11 protein-coding genes are annotated in these 16,748 nt (G+C 71.4%); 4 read left to right on the top strand and 7 right to left on the bottom strand.

Features of this window, described 5'->3' with window-relative positions; translation table 11 throughout:
* Window positions 1–75: 75 nt before the first annotated feature.
* Window positions 76–3,372, bottom strand: coding sequence for a S8 family peptidase (locus ACSU6M_RS21660; RefSeq protein ID WP_437075293.1), 3,297 nt, complete (start codon window positions 3,370–3,372; stop codon window positions 76–78).
* A 515-nt stretch (window positions 3,373–3,887) separates the two neighbouring features.
* On the opposite strand from ACSU6M_RS21660, the gene ACSU6M_RS21655 reads away from it, so the two are divergent.
* Window positions 3,888–7,193, top strand: a complete 3,306-nt coding sequence (locus ACSU6M_RS21655) for a S8 family peptidase (protein ID WP_437075291.1) — start codon at window positions 3,888–3,890, stop codon at window positions 7,191–7,193.
* An 84-nt stretch (window positions 7,194–7,277) separates the two neighbouring features.
* Here the strand turns inward: ACSU6M_RS21655 and ACSU6M_RS21650 are convergent, their stop codons facing one another.
* Both ACSU6M_RS21650 and ACSU6M_RS21645 read right to left on the bottom strand, forming a co-directional pair.
* On the bottom strand, window positions 7,278–8,540 hold the full coding sequence (locus tag ACSU6M_RS21650; protein ID WP_437071501.1) for a L,D-transpeptidase: 1,263 nt from the start codon (window positions 8,538–8,540) through the stop codon (window positions 7,278–7,280).
* Window positions 8,541–8,750: 210 nt separating this feature from the next.
* Window positions 8,751–9,104 (bottom strand): hypothetical protein, encoded by a 354-nt coding sequence (locus tag ACSU6M_RS21645; protein ID WP_437071500.1) that lies wholly within the window; start codon window positions 9,102–9,104, stop codon window positions 8,751–8,753.
* Between the two features lie 109 nt (window positions 9,105–9,213).
* On the opposite strand from ACSU6M_RS21645, the gene ACSU6M_RS21640 reads away from it, so the two are divergent.
* Together ACSU6M_RS21640 and ACSU6M_RS21635 are read left to right on the top strand one after the other, a co-directional pair.
* Window positions 9,214–9,516, top strand: coding sequence for a hypothetical protein (locus tag ACSU6M_RS21640; RefSeq protein WP_437071498.1), 303 nt, complete (start codon window positions 9,214–9,216; stop codon window positions 9,514–9,516).
* A gap of 46 nt (window positions 9,517–9,562) precedes the next feature.
* Complete coding sequence (locus ACSU6M_RS21635; protein ID WP_437071496.1) at window positions 9,563–10,357, top strand: hypothetical protein; 795 nt, start codon at window positions 9,563–9,565, stop codon at window positions 10,355–10,357.
* Window positions 10,358–10,418: 61 nt separating this feature from the next.
* Here the strand turns inward: ACSU6M_RS21635 and hutH are convergent, their stop codons facing one another.
* The 3 genes from hutH to ACSU6M_RS21620 form a co-directional block, all read right to left on the bottom strand.
* Window positions 10,419–11,957, bottom strand: coding sequence for a histidine ammonia-lyase (gene hutH, locus ACSU6M_RS21630; protein ID WP_437075289.1), 1,539 nt, complete (start codon window positions 11,955–11,957; stop codon window positions 10,419–10,421).
* Between the two features lie 126 nt (window positions 11,958–12,083).
* The gene (locus ACSU6M_RS21625; protein WP_437071495.1) at window positions 12,084–13,226 is read right to left on the bottom strand and encodes a diguanylate cyclase domain-containing protein; all 1,143 of its coding nucleotides are present in this window, start codon (window positions 13,224–13,226) and stop codon (window positions 12,084–12,086) included.
* A 131-nt stretch (window positions 13,227–13,357) separates the two neighbouring features.
* Entirely contained in the window at window positions 13,358–14,161 is an 804-nt protein-coding gene (locus ACSU6M_RS21620) for an enoyl-CoA hydratase/isomerase family protein (protein ID WP_437071493.1), read from the bottom strand.
* A gap of 207 nt (window positions 14,162–14,368) precedes the next feature.
* Here ACSU6M_RS21620 and ACSU6M_RS21615 point away from each other — a divergent pair, with 207 nt between their 5' ends.
* Window positions 14,369–15,460 carry a hypothetical protein gene (locus ACSU6M_RS21615; protein ID WP_437071492.1) on the top strand — a complete coding sequence of 364 codons (1,092 nt, stop codon included), beginning with the start codon at window positions 14,369–14,371 and terminating at the stop codon, window positions 15,458–15,460.
* Between the two features lie 10 nt (window positions 15,461–15,470).
* Here ACSU6M_RS21615 and ACSU6M_RS21610 read toward each other — a convergent pair whose 3' ends face one another.
* On the bottom strand, window positions 15,471–16,574 hold the full coding sequence (locus ACSU6M_RS21610; RefSeq protein ID WP_437071491.1) for an adenylate/guanylate cyclase domain-containing protein: 1,104 nt from the start codon (window positions 16,572–16,574) through the stop codon (window positions 15,471–15,473).
* Window positions 16,575–16,748 lie beyond the last annotated feature (174 nt).

Here is a 16,748-nt window from a genome sequence, read left to right as displayed (position 1 = left end):
GGCCGTTCGCTGATGTGCGGCGCCTCAGCGGTCCGAGGCGCCGCGCAGGCTCAGTACCTCGTCACGTCCCGCGGCTCACTTGCCGTAGTACGCGTTGTAGATCGACAGCGTCGACTTGTTGCCCTTCTTGTCCGCGATCTTGGCGTGGAAGGAGACACCCTGGTTCTTGCCGGGGTTCTTCACGGTGATCTTGCCGTTGGTCACGGTGACCTTCTTCCAGGTCTGGCCGTAGTCGTAGGACACGTACACCGCGAGCGACTTGAGGTTGCTGCCGCGCGCCGCGCCCTGGACGGTGACCGGGAAGGTCTGCTTGACGCCGGCCGCGACACGGCCGTCCGAACCGGTCTTGGCGCCGAAGACGGCGGTGGAGGCCGGCAGGGTCGCCTCGCCGCCCGTGGGCAGCTTGGAGCGGAAGGTCCAGCTGGCGTCGATCCGCGTGGAGGCGGCGGCGACCTTGACGCTGCGCTTGACCGAGGTGGTCAGGCGGTACTCGGCGTCGGTGGACGGAACCGTGAACTCCTTGTCACCGAGCAGCGGGTCGGTGTGGGAGCCGACCTTGACGCCGTTGCGGTAGAGCGTCGTGGTGGCCGAGATGAAGTCCGACAGACCCGGGTGACCCGCGGAGTCGGCGTACAGCGGCACCACGCCACCGATCTTGTTGCCGTCGCGGTACAGACCCCAGCCGGTGGTCAGACGCGGTCCGAAGACCGGCTTGTTGAAGGTGGTCGCGTAGGACTTGCCGGCCAGGTAGGCCCTCGGCTCCGCGGTGTAGAACGCCTCGGAGATCGGGAAGCCCTCGGGGTCCTTCAGACCGCTGTACTGGTCGAAGTCGAAGCCCCAGTGGATGCCGCCGGCCGTCGAGACGTGCACGGTGCGCGAGCCGGGCAGCTTCTGCTCCACCGGGACACCCATCACGAAGTCCTCGGGGAAGAGGCCGTACGTGGTGAGCGCACCCGTCTTGCCCGGCGTGGCCGCGGCGAGGACGTTCTTCACGGTGGCCAGCTCACTGGCCTTGAAGTGCTTGACCTTGGCGCCGATGATCTTGGTGCCGGTGGAGGTCAGCGCCACGTCCCACTCGGTGCCGGTGCCCTTGGTGAACTGGCCGCTCCAGGTCTGGGTCAGACCGGTGACGGTCGGGCCCACGTGGGCGAGACGCAGGTCGGCGAACGAGGGCGCCAGGAAGCTGAAGCCGAAGCCGCCGGCCGGGTAGGCGTAGTTGACCGTCGCCGACAGCGGCTTGGCCAGGGTGTCCGGCACCCGGATGTCGGCCGCCCGCGCGGTACGGGCGTCGAAGGTGAGCGTGGTGTTCCGGGTGACGCTCAGCTTCGGCTGGACCAGCCAGTCCAGGCCGCCCTCGAACTTGACGAAGTCCTTGGCGATCCAGGCGTCGACGCCGTAGGTGCCCTTGGGCACGCGCACGGTGGTGACACCGTCCTGCTCCTGCGGGACGTCCACCACACGGCCGTTGGCGAGACCGGCGTAGCCCATCAGCAGGGTGCTGTAGGACGGCGTCGGCTGGCCGTTCTTGTCGATGTGCTTGACGGTGACGTCGTACGACTCGACCTCACGGTTGACCGCGGCGGCCGTACGGACGCTCTGGCCGCCGCCGGTCGCGACCACGTACGCGGAGTACGCGCCGTCGACCGTGCCGCCGAGGCGGGTGTCGACGGTGACGTCGACGGACGCCTTGCCGCCCGCGGGGACGGTGACCGTGGTGGCGCCCAGCTTGAAGAAGCCGGCCGGGGCCGCCTGGCCCTGCGGGTTCTTGGCGCTGGCCGCGAGGTTCAGCGTCACGTCCGTGGTGCCGAGGTTGCGGTACGTCAGCTGCTTGGTGACGGGCGTGTCGTCGGTGTGCGGCCACTGCTGGGTGCCGAAGCTCACCGACACCGGCTCGGCGATCACGGTCTGCTTCAGGGCCTTGTCGATCTGGATGCGGCCCGAACCCTGCTGGAAGGCGGTGTAGTTGCCGCCCTTGGTGGAGGCCGTCAGCGCGCCCTTGATCTCGGCGTACGTCCAGTCCGGGTGCTGCTGCTTCAGGATCGCGGCGGCACCGGCGACATGCGGGGTCGCCATCGACGTACCGTCGATCGTCAGGTAACCGGCCGGGCTCTCGCCGACCTCCTGCGCGATCAGGCTGCCCTTGGCGGACGCGGCGGTGATCGCCACACCCGGCGCGGTGACGTCCGGCTTGATGGCGCCGTCGCCGACGCGCGGGCCGGTGGAGGAGAAGCCCGCGAGCTTGTCGGCGCTGTCGACGGCGCCCACGGTGAGCGCGGAGTCCGCGCTGCCCGGCGAACCGACGGACTCCGGGCCGGAGTTGCCGGCCGCGATCGCGAAGAGGATGCCCTTCTCCGCGGACAGCTTGTCGACCGCTGCCTCCAGCGGGTCGACACCGGGTCCGTCCGGGCCGCCCAGGCTGAGGTTGACGACGTCGGCGCCCTCGGCGGCCGCCCACTCGATGCCGGCGAGGATGCCGGAGTCGTCACCGTTGCCGGTGTCGTCGAGGACCTTGCCGTTGAGGATCGTCGCGCCGGGGGCGACGCCCTTGTACTTGCCGCCCGACTTGGCGCCGGTGCCGGCCGCGATGGACGCGACGTGCGTGCCGTGGCCGAACTTGTCGGCGACCGTGGCGGCCGGGGTGAAGTTCTTCGACGCGACGACCTGGGTCTTCAGGTCCGGGTGGGTGGTGTCCACACCGGTGTCCAGGACAGCGATCTTCACGCCCTTGCCGTCGTAGCCGGCGGCCCACGCGGTGGGGGCGCCGATCTGCTTGACGGAGGTGTCGAGGGTGACGCGGCGGACACCGTCGAGCCAGACGTGGGCGATACCCGCGGCCGTCTTGTCGCCGTTGGTGACCGCGTCCCACAGCTCGGGGGCCTCGGACTCGCTCGTCTGCACCGCGTCGGCGTTCAGCGTGTTCAGGGTGCGGCGCAGGGTGCCGGCGTCACGGACGTCCGCCTTGGCGGCCGTGGCGGCTCCCTTGTAGCCGACGATGACCTTCAGCCCCTTCTTCTGGGACTTGCGGGTCGCCGCCTTGTTCAGCTCGGTGATGTCGAACAGCCGCTGGTCCAGCTTTCCGGCGGCGACCAGACGGGCCGCGTCCGCCGGGATGACCAGGGTGTGACCGTCGAACTTGCGGACGGCAACGGGTATGTGCTCGCGTCCCTCGGCCCGCTGCAGGCCGATGACCCGGCCCTTGGCGTCCACCGTGACACGGTCACCCGTGATCAGGGTGATGCGGTGGTGGGACGTCAGCTTCGCGGCAGCGCTGTGCAGCTGCGGCTCGGCCTCCGCCGAAGCCGGGCTGGTCAGACCCGCGGCAAGGGCGACGGCTGCGGCGCCGGCGACAGTTGCCGCGCCGACTCTTTTCACTTGTCTGCGCAAGACTCCCCCTGGGAGATCGAATGCCGGGCGAATTCCCCGTTCACCCGGCCGGGGGTCATCCCGTACACGTGCGCGTACACCCCCCGGAGGATGAAGTATGCCGGGGAGTGATCACGCGCCTCAATACGGGGTCTGTCACGAGACGGTCCCAAAAGATCCCCGGCAGGAACGATTTCCGGACACCGCCTGCTCCGCGACAGTGAGGACGCCACTGCGGAGCGTCGCGAGAGGCGGAGGTCACCCGTCCCCCGAGGCCGGTGCCACCCCGCGTACGCAGCGGGAACGCCCTCGGCGAACTCACGTGGGACGCGCCGGAGTTGACGCCGGCCCTGGTCCCGGCGCGTCCGATTCCGGCCCCCCGTGCGCTATTGATGCCGCTGATCATCTCTCGCCATACTGCCTATTCCGGGGGGTGCACACGTACATCTGTGCAGGACCACCCCCGGCCGGGTGAACGGGGAATTCGCCCGGCACTTCAGCAAGGGGGAAACTTGCGCAGACAAGTGAAAAAGGCATGCGCGGCAACCGTCGCCACGGCGGCCGCCGTCGCCCTCGCCGCGGGCATGACCAGCCCGGCGTCGGCGAAGCCCGAGCAGCGCGGAGGCTCCGCCGCCCCGCTCACGTCCCATCACCGCATCACGCTGATCACCGGTGACCGGGTCGTCCTGGACGCCGGGGGCCGCGTCGTCGGCCTGGAGCGCGCCAAGGGCCGTGAGGGCATACCCGTCCAGGTCCGCGAGGCCGACGGGCACACGCTGGTGGTACCCGCGGACGCGGCCCGGCTCATCGCCACCGGCAGGCTGGACCAGCGTCTCTTCGACATCACCGAGCTCGACAAGCCGGCGACCCGCACGTCCCAGGCCCGGCATCTGAAGGTCATCGTCGGCTACCGGGGCGCCGCCCCGGGCACCAAGGCCGACGTCCGCGAGGCGGGCGAGCTCCGCAGGACCCTGACGTCGCTGAACGCGGACGCCGTGCAGACCCCGCACCACGACGCGGCCGAGCTGTGGGACGCGGTCACCGACGGCGACAGGGCCGCCTCCGGCATCGCGCACGTCTGGCTCGACGGCGTCCGCAGGGCCACCCTCGACACGTCCGTGCCGCAGATCGGCGCCCCCAAGGCGTGGTCGGCCGGCTACGACGGCAAGGGCGTCAAGATCGCCGTGCTGGACACCGGTGTCGACACCACCCACCCGGACCTCAAGGACCGGGTGATCGCGTCGAAGAACTTCACCCCGGCCCCGACCGCGGGGGACAAGGTCGGTCACGGCACGCACGTCGCGTCGATCGCGGCGGGCACCGGAGCGAAGTCCGGCGGCAAGCACAAGGGCGTGGCGCCCGGCGCCCAGATCCTCAACGGCAAGGTCCTCGACGACACCGGCTCCGGTGACGACTCCGGGATCCTCGCCGGCATGGAGTGGGCGGCCGAGCAGGGCGCCCAGGTCGTCAACCTCAGCCTCGGCGGCATGGACACCCCGGAGGTGGACCCGCTGGAGGCCGCGGTCGACAGGCTGTCCGCGCAGAAGGGCATCCTGTTCGCCGTCGCGGCGGGCAACTCCGGCCCGGAGTCCGTCGGTTCGCCGGGCAGCGCGGACTCCGCGCTCACCGTCGGCGCCGTCGACGACAAGGACCAGCTGGCCGACTTCTCCAGCACCGGCCCGCGCGTCGGCGACGGCGCCATCAAGCCGGACGTCACCGCGCCGGGTGTGGCGATCACCGCCGCGTCCGCCAAGGGCAGCCTGATCGCGCAGGAGGTCGGCGAGAGCCCGGCCGGTTACCTGACGATCGACGGTACGTCGATGGCGACCCCGCATGTCGCCGGTGCCGCCGCGATCCTGAAGCAGCAGCACCCGGACTGGACGTACGCCGAGATCAAGGGCGCGCTGACCGGCTCCACCAAGGGCGGCGCGTACACGCCGTTCGAGCAGGGTTCGGGCCGCGTCCAGGTCGACCGGGCCATCAGGCAGACGGTGATCGCCGAGCCGGTGTCGGTGAGCTTCGGCACCCAGCTGTGGCCGCACACCGACGACACGCCCGTCACCAAGCAGCTGACGTACCGCAACCTCGGGGACAAGGACGTCACGCTCAGCCTGTCCGCCACCGCCACCGACCCCAAGGGCCGGCCGGCGCCGGCGGGCTTCTTCAAGCTCGGCGCGACGAAGGTGACGGTCCCGGCGGGCGGCAGGGCCACCGTCGGCATGACCGCCGACACCCGCCTCGGCGGCACCGTCGACGGCACCTACTCCGCGTATGTGACAGCGACGGGTGACGGGCAGAGCGTCCGTACGGCCGCCGCGGTGCAGCGTGAGGTGGAGTCGTACGACCTCACCCTGAAGGCCGTCAACCGCGACGGCACCCCGGCCAAGCACTGGGGCGCCTCCCTGTTCGGCGTCGCCGGCCTCGCGGACGACAGGGTCTACTTCCCCTACGACGCCGACGGCACCGCCGTGGTGCGCGTCCCGAAGGGCACCTACCTCCTGGACTCCAGCATCTCCGTGGACGCGGAGGACAGCTCCAAGGGCCTCGACTGGCTGGCCCAGCCCAAGCTGGACGTCACCAGGAACACCACGGTCACGCTGGACGCCCGTACCACCAAGCCGGTGAACGTCACCATCCCCGACGCGGCCGCCGAGCCGGAGTTCGCCGCCCCGTCGTACGGACTCCAGACCGGTGACTCCGGGTTCAGCTTCACCTGGTTCCTGGACTCCTACGCCAACTTCCGCTCCAGGGGCCTCGGTCCGAAGCTCACCGACGGCTCGCTGAGCCAGCGCTGGGGCGCCCACTGGAGCAAGGGCGCCAAGGCCGAGTACGACACCGTCACCGGCGGCACGGTCCAGCGGCTCGCCACGGGTTACACCAAGCACTACAAGGCGAGCGAGCTGGCCACGGTGAAGGTCGGCATGGGCGCCTCCGCCGCCGGCAAGAAGGGCGCCGTCAACGCCGTGGGCTGGCTGCCCGGTGCCAGCGGCGCCACCTCGATGGGCATCCAGCAGGGCCTGCCCGGCACCCGCACGCTGCACCTGTCCACCGGCTCCGGTGTGAAGTGGCAGCTGGACTTCGAGCAGTACGGCGGGGTCGACCCGGACGGCTGGCCGATCACCGAGGCGTCCTACTCGCTCGGCGCCGAGCAGTCCTTCACGGGCGGCCGGACCTACTCCAGGACGTTCAACACGGCCGTCTTCGGACCGCACCTGAACGCCGACTTCGGCCTCTACCGCGAGGGCAACGACATCTACGGCGTCCTGCCGCTGTTCGCGGACGGCAGGGCCAACCCCGGCTCCTCGGAGTTCACCTCGGTCAGGACCACTCTCTACCGGAACGGCACCAGGGTCGGCTCCCACGACGACCCGCTGTTCGGCGAGAAGGTGTTCAAGGTCCCGTCCGCGGAGGCCGAGTACCGGCTGACCACCTCGGTGAGGCGCAGCGCCGAGGTCGCCGCCGCCTCCCCGCGGATCGACGCCAGCTGGACCTTCCGCTCCAAGAAGCCCACGTCCGACCTGGCCGAGCTGCCCGCCTCCACGGTCCGCTTCCAGGCGAGGACCAGCCTGGACAGCAAGGTCGCCGCGGGCAGCACGATGACGGTCCCGGTCGTCGTCGAGGGCTCGGCCGCGGGCGGCAACCTGAAGTCGCTGGCGGTGTACGTGTCGTACGACTACGGCAAGACCTGGAAGAAGGTCACCGTCACGGACGGCACGATCAAGGTCAAGAGCCCGAAGAAGGGCAAGGCCGTCTCGTTCCACGCCAAGGTCGCCGACAAGAAGGGCAACAGGTCGACGGTCACGATCTACAACGCGTACTACGGCAAGTGAGCCGAGCGCACCAAAGGTGAAGGCGGCCACCCGATCGGGTGGCCGCCTTTGCGTCGGCTGGCGGGCGGGCCGTCAGGGTGCGGGTCAGACGGCGGAGCCGGCCTTCCACTGCTCCCAGCTCATGTTCCAGCCGTTGAGGCCGTTGTCCGGGGCGACGGTCTTGTCGCCGGTGTTCTGGACGATCACGACGTCACCGACGATGGAGTTGTTGTAGAACCAGGCGCCCTCGGTGTTGGGGTCGTTGGCGCCCTTGGTGTCGTTCAGACCGACGCAGCCGTGGCTGGTGTTGACGTTGCCGAAGACCGAGTCGGCACCCCAGTAGTTGCCGTGGATGAAGGTGCCGGACGTGGTCAGGCGCATGGCGTGCGGCACGTCCTTGATGTCGTACTCGCCCTTGCCGTCGTCGTCGGTGAAGCCGACGGTGGCGCCGTTCATCCGGGTCTCCTTGAACTTCTCGGAGATCACCATCTGACCTTCGTAGGTCTTGTTCTCGGGCGAGCCGGCGGAGATCGGGATGGTCTTGACGACCTTGCCGTTGCGCATGACCTTCATCTGCTTGGTCTTGGCGTCGACGATCGAGACCTGGTTGCGGCCGATCTGGAAGGTGACCGTCTTCTGCTGGACGCCGTAGACGCCCTCGGCGCCCTCGACACCGTCGAGCGCGAGCTTCAGCGTGACGGTGGAGTTCTCCTTCCAGTACTCCTCCGGGCGGAAGTCGAGGCGGTTGGCGTTGAACCAGTGGCCCACGACCTCCTGGCCGCTGGAGGAGGTGACGGTGATGCCCTTCTGGACGTCCACCTTGTTGGTGATCGCCTTGTCGAAGTTGATCGAGACGGGCATGCCGACGCCGACCGTGGAGCCGTCCTCCGGCGTGAAGGAGCCGATGAAGCTGTTGTCCGGCGAGACGGTGGTGAAGGAGGCGTTCTCGTGGGCCTCGCGGCCCTCGGCGTCCTGCGCGGTCACCGCGACCTTGTAGGTGGTGGAGCGCTCCAGCTGGGCGCTGGGCTTCCAGCTGGTCTTGTCGGCGGATATCTCACCGGCGACGGGGGTGCCGTCCGCGGTGGTCATCGTCACCTCGGTGAGCGTGCCCTTGCTGACGGTGACGGCCGCGGAGTTGTTGATGGACGCGTTGTTCGAGCCGTCCGCAGGCGTGATCTTGATCTGGGCCTCGGAGGTCTTCTGCGCCGCCGCCTCGTCGACCTTGGACTGCGAGGTCTCGTTCCCCCCGTCGGCCTCGGCCTCGTCGTCGCCGGAACAGGCCGAGAGCACCAGCACACCGCCGAGCAGTGCGGACGCGACCGTGAGGCCCTTGCGCCGCTTACTGTTCGTCATCACACGCTTCTCCATCGTTGCCGAATCCCCAGAAAACCCGAGAGTTCCCCGCCCGTAACGTTCAACGCTACGGCGGGTCCGTCCCGTTCCACATGTCCCGAATGTGTGGGGCACACCACTCCCGTTCCGCGCGGGCGGGCACGGGTGTCGGTCGGTGCGCCCCCTGAGACGACGAAACCCCGGACGGCGGTTGCCGTCCGAGGTCACGATTTCCCCACATCCGGCTCAGCGGACCGACTGCTCCTCGCCGTCTTCGTCGTCCCCGAAGCCATCATCCTCGTCGAGGTCCCAGTCCGGCGCATCGGGGTCGTAGTCGATCAGCTCGCTGCTCCACGACGCCTGATGGAGCTCGACCCCGGGCACCTCGCCGACCAGGTCGAACGGGTCCACCAGATAGGCCAGCGCCTCCGCCGTGTCCTCCGTCACGGCGCTCTCGGCGTGCGCGCGCTCGGTGTCCGGCATCTCCTCGTCCTCGGAGATCCGCGCCAGCGCCGCGCCCGTCACCGCCTCGACGTCGTCCACCTCAAGGACGAGTTCCACCCGAAGCCGTACAAAACGTGATGTCTCTGGAGTGCTCATGCGGGGAGCGTACGGCTCCCCCCACCCGCGCCTTTCCCACGACCCGCGCCTTTCATTAGCATCGCCCCACGGGGCCAATTCGCCAGTGCCACAAGGGGATCGATATTCCGTGTCATCCGCTCGCCGTCCGTTGCTGACCGCCACCGCCGCGGCCACCCTGCTGGGCGCCCTGTGGTTCGTCCCGTCCGCGAACGCGACCGGGGACTCCGCGGGTGGGCAGCAGCCCTCGACGACCTCGACGACGCAGGCCAGAGCCGTGTCGGTGAGCGCGCAGGGCACGCAGGGCGACACCGAACTGGCGGACACCGGAAGCTTCGACAGCACGCCCTACGTCGTGGGCGGTACGTTCTTCCTCACCCTCGGCGCCGGTTTCGTGGTGTATTCGGTGCGTAGAGAGCGCCTTGGGTTCTAAATACCCAAACTTGACGTGCGTTTGACCGAACACTCATAGTCCGCTCATGAAGAGATCATCGGGGGCGCGGCTGTGCGCCACGGCTGTCGTGGGCGCACTGTCGCTGGCACTTCTCACGGGCTGCTCGGACAGCGGTTCGGAGGACGGCGGCTCGGACGGCGGCAAGGGTTCTTCCGCGAAGGCCCTGACCAAGGCCGAGCTGGACAACCTGCTCATCAAGCAGGGCGATGTCGCGGGCTACAAGGTCCAGCCCGTCGACAAGGAGCTGGCCAGCTCCAAGGACAAGCTCAAGAGCGACGAGAAGTGCCTGCCGCTCGTCTACGTCATGGCCGGTCTCGCGCCCACGGACGCTCCGGCCGAGACCAACACCATGGCCCGCCAGGAGAAGAAGCCCACCGACACGGCCTCCAAGTCGCTGGAGGACCTGGCCGAGGGCGAGGTCGAGGACGCGATGACCGACGCGCTCAGCGTCGACGTCACCGTGGTCACGCTCTCCTCGTACGAGGGTGAGGGCGCCGCGGACGCCTTCCAGTCCGTCTCCGACGCGGTCAAGAGCTGCTCGGGCGGCTTCGAGGTCACCGACGGCGGCGAGAAGTCCAAGGTGACCAAGGTCGCCGCGGAGGACGCCGTCGGCGCCACCGGTGACGAGGCGGTGGCCTTCGCCGCGACCGGCGAGATCGACGAGAAGACCGGCCAGTCGGGCGTCATGCACGCCCAGGTGGTCCGCCACGGCAACACCATCGCCGGGTACTTCACGATGAACATCGGCGCGATGATGACCGGCAAGGACTACGCGATCCCGGCGGCGATCGTCGACGCCCAGGCCGGCAAGCTCAAGTAAGCACGCCTGACGTTCGTACGAAGGGCCCCGTCCACACCCTGGACGGGGCCCTTCGGCGTGCCTAGCGCAGCGGTCCGGTGACCGTCTCCGCCGCGGCGACCAGCCCGCCGCCGCGCACGAAGGCGTCGGCCGCGGCCAGGTCGGGGGCGAGGAAGCGGTCGGGGCCGGGGCCACCGACGCCGGCCTCGCGGGCGGCGGCGATGACGGCCCGGGTCGCCGGGGCCGGGGTGAGGCCCTCGCGCAGTTCGACGGCGCGGGCGGCGGCGTAGAGCTCGACGGCGATGACACGGGTGAGGTTGTCGACGGCGGTGCGCAGCTTGCGGGCGGCGGACCAGCCCATGGAGACATGGTCCTCCTGCATCGCCGAGGACGGGATGGAGTCCGCCGAGGCCGGTACGGCCAGCCGCTTCAGCTCGCTGACCAGCGCGGCCTGCGTGTACTGGGCGATCATCAGCCCGGAGTCCACGCCGGCGTCGTCCGCCAGGAACGGCGGCAGCCCGTGGCTGCGGTTCTTGTCGAGCAGCCGGTCGGTGCGGCGCTCGGCGATGGAGGCCAGGTCGGCGGCGGCGATGGCGAGGAAGTCCAGGACGTAGGCGACCGGGGCGCCGTGGAAGTTGCCGTTGGACTCGACCCGGCCGTCGGGCAGCACGACGGGGTTGTCGACGGCGGAGGCCAGCTCGCGCTCGGCGACCAGGCGGGCGTGGGCCATGGTGTCACGGCCGGCGCCGGCGACCTGCGGGGCGCAGCGCACCGAGTAGGCGTCCTGGACCCGCGGGGCGTCGTCCTGGTGGTGGCCGGTGAGGCCGGAGCCCTTGAGCACGGCCAGCATGTTGGCGGCGGAGTCGCCCTGGCCCGGGTGCGGGCGGATGGCGTGCAGCTCGGGGGCGAGGACCTTGTCCGTGCCGAGCAGGGCCTCCAGGGAGAGGGCCGCGGTGATGTCGGCGCTCTTGTAGAGGGTGTCCAGGTCGGCCAGGGCCATGATCAGCATGCCGAGCATGCCGTCGGTGCCGTTGAGGAGGGCCAGGCCCTCCTTCTCGCGCAGCTCGACCGGGGCGATGCCGTGCTCGGCGAGCAGCTCGGCGGCGGGCCGCACGGTCCCGTCGGGGCCCTCGGCGTCACCCTCGCCCATCAGGGTCAGGGCGCAGTGGGACAGCGGGGCGAGGTCGCCGGAGCAGCCCAGCGATCCGTACTCGTGGACGACCGGGGTGATTCCGGCGTTGAGGATGTCGGCCATGGTCTGCGCGACCTCGGGGCGGACGCCGGTGTGGCCGGAGCAGACGGTCTTCAGGCGCAGGAACATCAGCGCGCGCACGACCTCCCGCTCGACGCGCGGGCCCATGCCGGCGGCGTGCGAGCGGACGATGTTGCGCTGGAGCTGGGTGCGCAGCTCCTGGCTGATGTGTCGGGTCGCCAGGGCGCCGAAGCCGGTGCTCACGCCGTAGACGGGGTCGGGCTTGGCGGCCAGCGCGTCCACGATCTCGCGGGCCGCGGCGAGGGCGGCCACCGCCTCGTCGGAGAGCTGGACCCGGGCGCCGCCCCGCGCCACGGCGATCACGTCGGACGCGGTCGTGCCGGACGTTCCCACCACCACAGTGTGCATATCCATATTCAGGAGCGTACGCAGTGAAGACGAAGATGTCACCAGTGGGAGCCCGGTTCGCCCCTTACCGAATGCGTCACATCCCTTCCGGCTGAATGCGTCACATCCCTTCCGGATGTACGTACGTCAGTGACGGCCGCGGAAGCGGCGGCGCTCGGCGCCGGTCTCCGTCGAGGGCTCGTCGGCCAGCCGCACGACCGGGTCGTCCGGTCCCTCGCGGCCCGCGACCACCGGCTTCGTCGCCCGCTCCGCCTTGGCCCGGTACTGGGCGGCGTCCGCCAGCCGGAACAGCCGGCGGGCCGAGGGCACCGGCCCGATGGGGTCCTCGGTGGACGCCACCCCGCAGGCCACCCCGTCGCCCAGCTCCAGCTCGGCGGCCCTGCGGCACAGCTCGTCGGCCACCTTCACCACGTCGTCCGCCGGGGGCCCGACCGCCAGCAGACAGAACTCGTCCCCGCCGAGCCGCGCCACCAGCGCGCCGGGCAGCATGGCGCCGCACAGCGACAGCACCGAGCCGAACCGCTCCAGCAGGCGGTCGCCGACGGCGTGGCCGAGGGTGTCGTTGACCCGCTTGAGGCCGTTGACGTCACAGACGACGAGGCTGACGGCCACGCCCTCCGCGCGGTGCCGCTCGACGGCCTCGTCCAGCCGCATGTCGACGGCCCGGCGGTTGGCGAGGCCGGTCAGCGAGTCGGTGAACGCCAGCCGGCGCGCCTCCTCCAGCCGCTCGGTCTGCGCGAGACCGGCGGCGACCACGGCCGCCAGCACGGTGGCGAACTCGGCGTCGGCCGGCTCGAAGACGGCGGCGCGCAGGGGACGGGCGACATACAGCTCGCCCCACGCCCGGCCGTGCAGCACGACCGGCGCGACGACACAGCTCCCGCGCCCCCGGCGGCGCAGGGCGGCCACGCGCTGATGGACATAGCCGGGGCGGCCCGCGGCGGGGCCCTCGGCCGTCTCCACCCAGGCGCCCGGGCCGCCGCCGCCCGCCCAGCGCTCGTGCAGGAACTCGGTGATCTCGGGGAACTGATGGACGGGATACGCCTCGTCCTCCGGGAACTCCCGCTCGTCCGCGGTGCGGTCGCCCACGTTCACGAGGACGCGCAGCTGTCCCAGCTCGCGCTCCCACGCGGACAGGGCGGCGAAGCTGCCGTCCAGGGCGCGGCAGGCACCGAGCGCTGCCGCGCGCCAGGATTCGCGGGGGGTGTGTGCCGCCGCCATGCCCTGCGCTAGCGCGACCACCGCCGCGAGCCGCTTGTCGTCACCCATTACCCCAGGTTAGGGATGTTTCGGGGGGTTTGGTGGGTTGGTGTGGCGAACAGGTGGGGGTGGTCACGCGGTGATGCGCTCTACCGGCGGTGGCCGCTTCTCGCGCCGTCCCCCGCGCCCCTGAGCAGCGTTCACTCACCCGGCCACGCGGGCTTGCGCTTCTCGTTGAAGGCCCTCACGCCCTCCGCCCTGTCCCCCGAGAAGGCGACGGACCGCCAGGCCGCGTCCTCCACCTCCAGGCCCGCCGCAAGGTCCAGCCCGTGGCCGAGGCGCAGTGCGCGCTTGGCGGCTCGCAGGCCCACCGGGGAGTTGGCGGCGATGCGGGCGGCCAGCGCGAGGGCCTCCTCGCGGTCGCGGCCCTCGTCCACGAGCTGGTCGACCAGGCCCAGCTCAGCGGCCTCGGGGGCCTCCACGCGGCGGGCGGAGAAGATCAGCTCCGCCGCGCGGGCCGCGCCCACCCGCCGGGGCAGGAGCTGCGTACCGCCGCCGCCGGGGATGACGCCCACGGAGACCTCCGGCAGGCCCACCACCGCGGTGCGGTCCGCCACGATGAGGTCGCAGGCCAGGGCCAGCTCGAAGCCGCCGCCCAGGGCGAAGCCGTGGACCGCGGCGATCGTCGGCACGGGCAGTTCCAGGACGCCGGTGTAGGCGCCGCGGGCGACCGGGCGCTGGCGGACCAGGTCGGCGTCGGTGAAGGAGTTGCGCTCCTTCAGATCGGCGCCGACGCAGAAGGCGCGCTCGTGCGTGGAGGTCACCACCACCACGCGTACGCCCCGGTCGGCGCCCAGGGCGGCGCAGGCGCCGGCGATGGAGCGGGCCATCTCGGTCGACACGGCGTTCATGGCCTTGGGCCGGTCCAGGGCCAGCTCGGCGACATGGCCCCCGTCGCCGTGCCGCCGTACGGCCACGAACTCCCCGAACCGCTCCTCGCTCATGGACACACCCTCCGGTTAACGCGGGTTAACAACTCTCGCCCCGATCATCCCAGCCGGGTCCCTCCGGGGGAAGAGCGGCCCGAGGTACGCCTCCGACACCCCGTTCGAGTGACATCCCGGCCGACTGGCCCTCCCGGCCGCGCGGGAGCGCATAACGTGCTCCGCCACACGGCGCGTCGGGGGCGCACGGATCGGGGAGGGATCGCGATGACGACGGACGACGCGATGACCAGGGGCGAGGAGTCGGGCACGGGCGAGGCGCCGGGCGCGGGCGAGGCGACGGGCGCGGGCCAGGTGACGGGCGCGGGCCAGGTGACGGGCGCGAGGAAGGCGACGGGCGCGGACCACTCGGTGGTCGCAGACGACGCGATGCCCCACGACGACGCGACTGGCGCCGACGCCGCGACCACCAGGGATTGCACGGCCAAGGGTGACGCGAAGGCCAAGGACGCAGCGGCCGTGGACCACGCGATGACCAAGGGCGAGACGACGGCCGCGAACCACTCGGCGACCGCAGACGGCTCCACGGCCACGGACCCCCCGACGCCTGACCACTCCACCGCCACAGACGACACAATCGCCCCGGACCACTCCACCGCCACAGACGACACGACCGCCCCGGACCACTCGACGCCCAGCAGCACCCGCAGGGCCGGGCTGTCCGGTGGGGCACCCCTCACACGGCGGGGTGAAGAAACCTTTCGGGCGGCGCTTCTCCCCCGGCCTCGCGGCCGGCACCGGCGGCCCCGCCCTCGCAAGGTGCTGCTGGCCGCGGGCGGGCTCGCGCTAGCTGCCGGGGCGTTGAGTCTGGTGCGGCTCGCGCCGGAGCCGGGGACCGTCGGGCTCGGGGCCACTGAGGCGGAGCCGCGGCTCAACCCGTACCAGGGCACGGACCGGGCGACCAACGCGGGCGCGACCGTCACCACCGTCCCGCAGGCGAGCCCGTCGGCGCCCGCCCCGCTCGGCGGGGCCTCCGCCGCACCGGTGCCGGGCGTCAGCATCGCCGTACCGTCCACGACCAGGGCCGTCCCCACCGCCCCCGCGGCCCAGGCCGCCCCGACCGCGACCGGCATCCCGCAGGCACCCAGCACACCGACTCCCCGCGCCACCGAGACAGCCACCGCCCCGCCTGCGGCCACCCCCACGCCGGAGCCACCGCCCGCCCCGGCTCCGTCCCAGACGCGCACACCGTCGCAGAGCCCGCCGCAGCCGTCCACGCCGCCGGCCACCAGCACGCCGCCGGCCGGCATCTGCATCCCGGTGATCGGGCTGTGCGTCCTGGACGGACCCGACGACTGACGGGGCCGTCCTACGGGGCCTGCGCGCCGTCCCTGCGGGTGAGCAGCCACGGCTCCACCACGCCCAGGCCACGGACCGGACGCTGCCACATCGGCTGGAGGGCGAAGCGGTACGCCGGGGGCTCCTCGCCCTCCTTCTCCGCGGCGGCCGCCGCCTCCGCGGCCTCCGTCTCGGAGGCGGGCGCCTCACCCGTGCGGATCAGCTCCTCGGCGAAGGCGCTGTCGACGAGGACGGCGTCGCGCGGAGCTATCGAGGTGAGCCGGGAGGCCAGGTTCACCGTCGTACCGAAGACATCGCCCATACGAGTGGTCACCGTGCCGAAGGCGATGCCCACCCGCAGCTCCGGCATGGTCTCGTCGTTCGCCATCGTCTCGATCAGCCGCAGGGCGATCTCCGCGGCCGTACCGGCGTCGTCCGCCGCGTAGAGGACCTCGTCGCCCAGGGTCTTGATCAGGCGGCCACCGCGGGCGGCGACCAGGTCGGCGGCCGTCGTCTCGAACGCCTCGACCAGCTCGCCCAGCTCCTCCTCCTCCAGGCGGCGGGTGAGCCGGGTGAAGCCGACCAGGTCGGCGAAGCCGACGGCGAGGCGCCGGTCGACCATCTCCTCGTCGTCCGCCGCCTGCACGACCCGGCCGGTGGCCGCGGCGAGCTGGCGGCGCCAGACGTAGACCAGGAACTCCTCCAGCTCCGGCAGCAACAGCTCGACCAGGGGATACGTGACCTCGGTACGGGTCATGCCCGGCTCGGGGGGCTCGGTCAGGCCCTCCAGGAAGGAGTCGATCTGCCACTCGGCCAGCCGGGCGGTGGTCTGCCCGGTCGAGCGGGCGACCTGCACGGCCATGGCCTCGCTGAGCAGCCCCGCCTCGACCAGACCGGCCAGACGCCGCAGGGCCAGGACGTCGGCCTCGGTGAGCGCCTTGGCCTGGCCGATGTCCGCGAAGCCCATGGCGCGCCAGAAGCGGGACGCCAGCTCCATGGAGACACCGGCGGTGCGGGCCGCCTGGAAGGGGGTGTAGCGCCGCTCGGCGCCGAGGATCAGCTGTTCCAGGCGCAGAGCGAGCGGATCCTCGCCGGGTTCGGTGGCGTGGGGATCGCCCCTGTCGTCGACGGTCACGCCTGCTGCCCTTCCGATCTACCGCGGTCAGGTATCGACCGGCCTCAACTGTACGGCAGGTGTGCGCCAGCTCACTCCGTCAGGTGGGGCGGTCGCGGGGGTGCGTCTGCCGGGTTGTTTCCGGTGTGCCGGGTGCGGGTGGTTCGTGGTCTCTCGCGCAGTTCCCCGCGCCTC

Source organism: Streptomyces sp. enrichment culture, assembly GCF_964272895.1.
In the GTDB taxonomy this organism is placed as follows: domain Bacteria; phylum Actinomycetota; class Actinomycetes; order Streptomycetales; family Streptomycetaceae; genus Streptomyces.
This window is presented reverse-complemented; position numbering and strand designations above follow the sequence as displayed.

What these genes read in the sequence shown, in the direction of transcription:
- ACSU6M_RS21620 (WP_437071493.1), bottom strand. Translation starts at nt 14,161, where the DNA reads ATGAGCGAGGAGCGGTTCGGGGAGTTCGTGGCCGTACGGCGGCACGGC.
- ACSU6M_RS21615 (WP_437071492.1), top strand. Translation starts at nt 14,369, where the DNA reads ATGACGACGGACGACGCGATGACCAGGGGCGAGGAGTCGGGCACGGGC.
- ACSU6M_RS21635 (WP_437071496.1), top strand. Translation starts at nt 9,563, where the DNA reads ATGAAGAGATCATCGGGGGCGCGGCTGTGCGCCACGGCTGTCGTGGGC.
- hutH (WP_437075289.1), bottom strand. Translation starts at nt 11,957, where the DNA reads ATGCACACTGTGGTGGTGGGAACGTCCGGCACGACCGCGTCCGACGTG.
- ACSU6M_RS21650 (WP_437071501.1), bottom strand. Translation starts at nt 8,540, where the DNA reads ATGGAGAAGCGTGTGATGACGAACAGTAAGCGGCGCAAGGGCCTCACG.
- ACSU6M_RS21625 (WP_437071495.1), bottom strand. Translation starts at nt 13,226, where the DNA reads ATGGGTGACGACAAGCGGCTCGCGGCGGTGGTCGCGCTAGCGCAGGGC.
- ACSU6M_RS21645 (WP_437071500.1), bottom strand. Translation starts at nt 9,104, where the DNA reads ATGAGCACTCCAGAGACATCACGTTTTGTACGGCTTCGGGTGGAACTC.